The sequence below is a fragment of the Aurantimonas marianensis genome, from assembly GCF_024195285.1.
Taxonomy (GTDB): Bacteria; Pseudomonadota; Alphaproteobacteria; order Rhizobiales; family Rhizobiaceae; genus Aurantimonas; species Aurantimonas marianensis.
The window spans coordinates 1-6,915 of record NZ_JALHBS010000012.1; the positions used below are offsets into that span (position 1 = coordinate 1).

General features: G+C 65.3%; 5 protein-coding genes and 1 pseudogene. All 6 read left to right on the forward strand.

The window, feature by feature from the left end; all coding sequences use genetic code 11:
- Window positions 1–33: 33 nt before the first annotated feature.
- Window positions 34–1,020, forward strand: coding sequence for a tRNA pseudouridine(55) synthase TruB (truB, locus tag MJ956_RS02140; RefSeq protein ID WP_253962838.1), 987 nt, complete (start codon window positions 34–36; stop codon window positions 1,018–1,020).
- A gap of 223 nt (window positions 1,021–1,243) precedes the next feature.
- Window positions 1,244–2,428: a nitrate- and nitrite sensing domain-containing protein gene (locus MJ956_RS02145; protein ID WP_253962839.1), complete on the forward strand. Its 1,185-nt coding sequence runs from the start codon at window positions 1,244–1,246 to the stop codon at window positions 2,426–2,428.
- A 118-nt stretch (window positions 2,429–2,546) separates the two neighbouring features.
- Window positions 2,547–3,419 (forward strand): annotated as a pseudogene (locus tag MJ956_RS02150) (methyl-accepting chemotaxis protein); the annotation flags it as partial.
- A 239-nt stretch (window positions 3,420–3,658) separates the two neighbouring features.
- Window positions 3,659–4,753 carry a magnesium/cobalt transporter CorA gene (gene corA / locus MJ956_RS02155; RefSeq protein ID WP_253962840.1) on the forward strand — a complete coding sequence of 365 codons (1,095 nt, stop codon included), beginning with the start codon at window positions 3,659–3,661 and terminating at the stop codon, window positions 4,751–4,753.
- A 271-nt stretch (window positions 4,754–5,024) separates the two neighbouring features.
- Window positions 5,025–5,294, forward strand: coding sequence for a 30S ribosomal protein S15 (rpsO, locus tag MJ956_RS02160; RefSeq protein ID WP_253962841.1), 270 nt, complete (start codon window positions 5,025–5,027; stop codon window positions 5,292–5,294).
- A gap of 324 nt (window positions 5,295–5,618) precedes the next feature.
- The coding region (gene pnp, locus MJ956_RS02165) for a polyribonucleotide nucleotidyltransferase (RefSeq protein WP_253962842.1) at window positions 5,619–6,915 on the forward strand (1,297 nt) is incomplete at its 3' end.

A 6,915-nucleotide genomic window follows, 5' to 3' on the forward strand; every position in this document is an offset into this window, starting at 1 on the left:
CCTCGACGGTGAAGACGACGAGGACCGTGGCTGATGGCGCGCCGGGGCAAGAAGCCGAAGGGCCGGCCGATCAATGGCTGGATCATTCTCGACAAGCCGAAGGGCATGGGCTCGACCGAAGCGGTGTCGAAGCTGAAATGGCTGTATTTCGCGCAGAAGGCCGGCCATGCCGGCACGCTCGATCCGCTCGCCTCCGGCATGTTGCCGATCGCGTTCGGCGACGCGACCAAGACCGTGCCTTTCGTCATGGACGGGCGCAAGGTCTATCGCTTCACCGTTCGCTGGGGCGCCGAAACCACGACGGACGATACCGAGGGGCCGGTGGTTCACTCCTCCGAGACGCGTCCGTCCGAGGCCGAGATCGAGGCGCGTCTGGCCGACTATACCGGCGAGATCGAACAGGTGCCGCCGAGCTTCTCGGCCATCAAGATCGCCGGCGAGCGGGCCTACGACCTTGCCCGCGAGGGCGAGACGGTGGAGATCGCGGCGCGGACCGTGCTCGTGCATCGGCTGGACATCGTCGACTGCCCCGATGCCGCCACGACCGTCTTCGAAGCGGAATGCGGCAAGGGCACCTATGTGCGCGCGATCGCGCGCGATCTCGGCCGCGACCTTGGTTGTTACGGCCATGTGATCGATTTGCGCCGCGTATCCGTCGGCGCGTTCGGCGAGGATGATCTGGTGCCGCTGGACGAATTGGAGGCGGCCGCCGAAGAGGGACGCGAGGAGCTGGATGCGGAAGCTCTCGAGGCCGGCGCCAAGGCGCGGGTCGTCGATTTCGAGCCGCTCGACGAATACCTCGTGGCGCCGGAAGTGGCGCTCGCCGAGCTTTACGAAGTGGCGCTGAGCGACGAACAGGCGGGCCGGGTTCTCTCGGGCAACGCCGTTCTGCTGCGCGGCCGTGACGCGCCGGCCTTCTGCGATGAGGCCTATGCGACCGGCCATGGCCGTCTCGTCGCGCTTGGCGCGATCGAGGAGGGGTCGTTCAAGCCGAAGCGGGTCTTCGGCGGCAAGGGCTGAGGCAGGCAAGCGGACCCGGCGCGCGACCGGATCCATAGCTTCGGGTAAGCCGGCCGGTGCGACAGTTCCCTCTTCGACGGCTCGTGTTGGGGTAATGTTGCGCAGTGCAACAAAAAATTTACGCGCGATCGCTATTCGTTAACGGAGCCGCACGAGCTGACATACGGCATGTTGCCGTTCTCCGATTGCTTCCGCTGCGGATTACTGCCGGTGGAAGGACGTCATGTCGCTCAGCAACATCAAATTCTCGACCCGAATCATCGCCGCGGTTTTTCTGCCGCTGCTGGCCCTGTCGGTCTACGAGGCGATTCAGGTCAGCACGCTCTGGCGCGAATCCAAGGCGGCCCAGCAGACCGAGATATTCGCTCGCGAGATGCGGACTGTCTACGATATCGTCCACGTTCTCCAGGTCGAGCGCGGCAATTCGGCCGGGTTCATCGGCTCCAAGGGTGCCCAGATGGGCGATTCCCTGGCCAAGGCGCGGGTCGCCACGGATCAGCGTATCGCCGATCTGCAATCGGTCGGTGAGGCCCTCGGCCCGGTTGGCAATGCCGAGATCACCAAGGCCCTGGCGAATGCCGGCGAAGCCTTGCGGCGGCTTGAGGCCGTTCGCGGCACGATCGACAGCTTCGCGATCTCGACCGGCGACGCGCTTGGCTACTACACCGGCGCGATCGCCGATCTGAGCCGAATCGGCGGCGGCATCGTCAAGGCGACCGAAAACCGCGATACCGCGATGAATCTTGCCGCCTATGTCGATATCATGGGAGCCAAGGAAATCGCCGGGGTGGAGCGCGGCATGGGAGCGGGCGGCATTGCCGCCGGCACGTTCTCGCTTCCCGCATTCGAGGCCTTTGCCGCCAAGAAGGGCGCCCAGGAAGCGTTGATCGCACGCTTTTTCGATCTCGCTTCCGATGATGTTTCGGCGACGAGCCGGGTCTTGTACGGCGATGGGGCCGGCGCCGATGTGGAAGCGATGCGTCTGGCGATCCTGGACGGAGGAAATTACGGAAAACTGTCCTCGCTGGACGCGGGGACGTGGTTCGCTGCGATGACCGAATGGCTGGGAACCCTCGGCGCGATGGGAGCGGCGGTCTCCGACCGGATCATTGCGGACGCGGCGGCGGCGAGCAGCGCGGCGGAGACGCAGCTGACGATTGTTGCCGCCATCGCGCTCGGACTGTTCGCGGCGATCGCCCTGTCGATCGTCCTTGTCGTCCGCAGCATCGTCCGGCCGATCTCCGGCCTGTCCGGCCTGCTGCGTAGGATGGCCGATGGTGAATTCGACATCGAGCCAGCGCAACGAGGTCGGCGCCATGGCGGGCTCGGTGGTGACCCTTCGCGAGGCCCTGCGGGAAAAAAGCGCGCAGGACGCCGCGCTCGAAGCCGGCCGTCATGCAAGCGATAGCGCTCGGCAAGCCGCCGACGCCAAACGGGCGACCGCCGAAAGTGAAAGGCTCGCCGTCGTCGTCGGCGAGCTTGGTTCCGGCCTGCGGGAACTGGCCTCCGGCAATCTCTGCCACCGGATCGAGGCCGCCTTCTCCGGCGAATTCGAGCAGCTGCGAACGGATTTCAACGAAGCGGTCGCGCAGCTGGATGCGACGCTCGCTGCTGTGGGGAGCAGCGCCAGGGCCGTGCATGTCGGAGCCGAGGAAATTCGCGGTGCGGCCGACAATATGGCCAGCCGCACCGAGCAGCAGGCGGCTTCGGTAGAAGAAACCACTGCCGCCTTCCAGGAAATCAATGAGGCGATCAAGGACCTGTCGACCCGAGCGAAAAACGCCGGAGATCTGACCTCGCGGACCAAGGGTCAGGCCGAACAGTCCGGTGAAGTGGTGCGCAAGGCTGTCACCGCCATGGGGCGTATCGAGACATCGTCGCGGGAGATCGGCAATATCATCGGCGTCATCGACGAGATCGCCTTCCAGACCAACCTTCTGGCACTCAACGCAGGTGTCGAGGCGGCCCGTGTCGGCGAGGCCGGCAGGGGCTTCGCCGTCGTCGCCCAGGAAGTGCGCGAACTGGCCCAGCGTTCGACCGAAGCCGCTCAGCAGATCAAGGAACTGATTGCAACCTCGCAAGGCGAAGTCGGCAACGGCGTCGCCCTTGTCGGAGAGACCGGCGAAGCGCTCGAGGCGATCGTGGCGGAGGTCCGCGAGATCGACGATCACGTCGCGTCCATCGTCACGACCGCGCGTGAGCAGGCTGTCGGGCTGCAGGAGATCAACACGGCGCTGCACTCGATCGATCAGGGAACGCAGCAGAACGCGGCCGTGGCCGAACAGTCGACGGCCGCAAGTCATGGGCTGGCGACCGAGGCGTCGTCGCTCAACGACATCCTGTCGCGGTTCAAGCTGGCCGAGCAGTCGCTCCCTAGGGGGGCTCGGCGGGCCGCATAGCGCGGAATGCGCTAAAGGGGAAACCGGTATTCCGCCCGTCTTCCACGCTGACGGGCTGGGACCGATCATGGTCATGACATCGGATCGAATGGATCCGGTGTCATCGTGACGGAGGCGCCCCGCCGCCTCTCCACCCCTCCAACGCTTCCGATCCGTTGCTTGCGCCTTATGTCGTCCTGCTGAGCCATGTCCTGTCGTGGGACGGGCTGGCTGGGGCATAAAACGGAAAGCATGCGGTCATGGTGAGCATTCCCGGTCGCCGGCAAAAGAAACGCCGGAAAGAGGTGATCAAGCGCGCCGCGGCGATCGGCGCCGCGCCGGGCGTCCTGGTCGCCGATCCGCAGGCGGAAGCCTCGGTCTTCAGCGTCATCGGCATCGGCGGCGGCCGCGGCGAATACCATCAGGGCGTCTCCCTCGACGACGCGCTGGCGCGACGGGCCGCCTGGCCCCTGTTCTGGCTGGATTGCTCCGGCCTCGCCGATATCGAAGCGATCCGGCGCATCGGCGCGGAGTTCAGTCTTCACCCGCTGGCCTTGGAAGACGTTGTCACCACCGATCAGCGGCCGAAATGCGAGATCCAGGCAGACCACGCCTTTTTCGTCATGCGCATGCTGGACCGGGCCGGCGATGGCGAGCAATTGTCGGTATTCTTCGGCGATGGCTTCGTGCTCACCTTTCAGGAACGTCCGGGCGACAGTTTCGCGCCGGTTCGTGAGCGCATCGCCAAGGGCGCCCCGCGGCTGCATGCGGGGCGGGCGGACTACCTCGCCTATGCGCTGATCGACGCGGTGGTCGACGCCTATTTCCCGGTCGTGGAGTCGCAGGTCGCCCGGATCGAGGGCCTCGAGGACGACATCCTCGCCACCGTGGACGAGGATCAGGTGCCCGAACTCCATGCGGTGCGCCGGGAGATGCTGGGGCTGAAACGGTGGCTGCGGCCGACGCGCGATGCTCTCGGCACGCTCCTGCGATTGGATCGGCCCTGGCTGCATGCCGAGACCAAGGCCTATTTCGGGGATGTCCAGGACCATGTCGATCAGCTGATCGACACGAACGATACCTATCGCGACACGGCGTCCGGACTGATCGACCTGCACATGACGCTGTCAGCGGCCAAGACCAACGAAGTCATCAACCTGTTGACGATCATCTCGACCATCTTCATTCCGCTCGGGTTTCTCGCCGGCGTCTGGGGCATGAACTTCAATCCCGAGCTATCCCGGTGGAACATGCCGCTGACCCAATCGCCCTACGGGTATCCGCTGGCGCTGGGCGTGATGGCGGCGATCGCGGCCGGTCTGCTGGCTTATTTCCGCCGCCGCCGCTGGCTGTGAGCGGCGGGGGGCGTCCCCGGCGCCGCAAGGCTAGCTTTCCTTGTGGAATTGGCCTATATGCGCCGCAGCGCCGACCGGCTTGTCCCGTCCCGCTGGGCATCGGACCAAAGAGTGGAATCCGGTTTTTGGATCGATCCGATGCGCAATCAAAAGTGTTGGAGCTCCTTTGCGGGTCCGAATGGACTCACGGCGCTCTAGTGAACGGCCCTGGCTGGACGACATCCCGGCCACGGGCGACCCAACCCTCAAGATTTCCAGGAAAGGGATTTCGATGTCGATTACGCTTGAGCGCAAGGCCGAGCTCATGAAGGAATACGCGACCAAGGAAGGCGACACCGGTTCGCCGGAAGTCCAGGTCGCGATCCTGACCGAGCGGATCATGAACCTCACCGAGCATTTCAAGGGCCACAAGAAGGACAACCACTCGCGTCGTGGCCTTCTGAAGATGGTCTCCCAGCGCCGCCGTCTCCTCGACTATGTGAAGTCGAAGGAAGAAGAGCGCTATCAGAATCTGATCGGTCGTCTCGGACTGCGCCGCTAAGATCGCATACCCGGCGGACCGCGGAGGGGCGACCCCTTCGGCCCGCCGGTCGCATTTCGGCCCCCACGAACCGGCGGGCCACACCAGCCCCGGGTTTCGCGACCAGTTCGCGAGAACCCGACCACCCGAGCGGTCATGGGGCAGGATTACCGGATGCTTCCGGAACGGCCGCCGCCAGGCAAGAACCTGGCGTCTCGGCCCGGCGCTTTCACCGCCTCGAAGCCTCTCGTCGTCTTGCCCATGACGCGTTTCGGTCACGAAACGCGCTCCGCCCTCCGGCACCTTGGATGGTGCTCACGGAGCGCAGGATGAAAAGGCAAGAACATGTTCAACACCCACAAGGTGGAAATCGACTGGGCGGGACGTCCGCTCACCCTGGAAACCGGCAAGATCGCCCGTCAGGCCGACGGCGCCGTCCTCGCCACCTACGGTGAGACCACCGTGCTGGCGACGGTCGTCTCGGCCAAGCAGCCCAAGCCGGGGCTCGACTTCTTTCCGCTGACTGTCAACTACCAGGAAAAGACCTTCGCGGCCGGCAAGATCCCGGGCGGCTTCTTCAAGCGCGAGGGCCGTCCCTCGGAAAAGGAGACGCTGGTTTCCCGTCTGATCGACCGTCCGATCCGGCCGCTCTTCGCCGCCGGCTACAAGAACGAGACCCAGGTCGTCCTCACCGTTCTCCAGCATGATCTGGAGAATGATCCCGACGTGGTCGCGATGGTCGCGGCCTCGGCGGCGCTGACGCTCTCCGGCGTCCCCTTCATGGGACCGATCGGCGGCGCCCGCGTCGGCTATATCGACGGCGAGTACAAGCTGAACCCGCATGTCGACGAGATGATCGAATCCAAGCTCGACCTCCTCGTCGCCGGCACCGAATCCGCCGTGCTGATGGTGGAATCGGAAGCCCATGAGCTGTCCGAGGACGTCATGCTCGGCGCCGTCATGTTCGGCCATCGCGGCATGCAGCCGGTGATCGACGCCATCATCAAGCTGGCCGAGCACGCCGCCAAGGAGCCGCGCGAGCACGTTGTCGCCGACCATTCCGCCCTCGAAGGCGAAATGCTGCAGCTCGCCGAGCACGATCTGCGCGAGGCCTACAAGATCACCGACAAGCAGGCGCGCTACGAGGCCGTCGACGCCGTCAAGGCGAAGGTGACCGCGCATTTCCTCCCCGAGGGCGCCGAAGAGACCAGATATTCCAAGGAAGAGGTCGGCGCGGTCTTCAAGTCGCTGCAGGCCAAGATCGTCCGCTGGAACATCCTCGATACCGGCAGCCGTATCGACGGGCGCGACCTGAAGACGGTCCGCACCATCGTCGCCGAGGCCGGTATTCTGCCGCGCACGCACGGCTCGGCGCTGTTCACCCGCGGCGAGACCCAGGCGCTGGTCATCGCCACGCTGGGAACCGGCGAGGACGAGCAGTTCGTCGATGCCCTGACGGGGACCTACAAGGAGCGTTTCCTGCTCCATTACAACTTCCCGCCATACTCGGTTGGCGAGACCGGCCGCATGGGTTCGCCCGGTCGCCGCGAAATCGGTCACGGCAAGCTGGCCTGGCGCGCGATGCGTCCGATCCTGCCGGCGCCCGAGCAGTTCCCCTACACGATCCGCGCGGTCTCCGAGG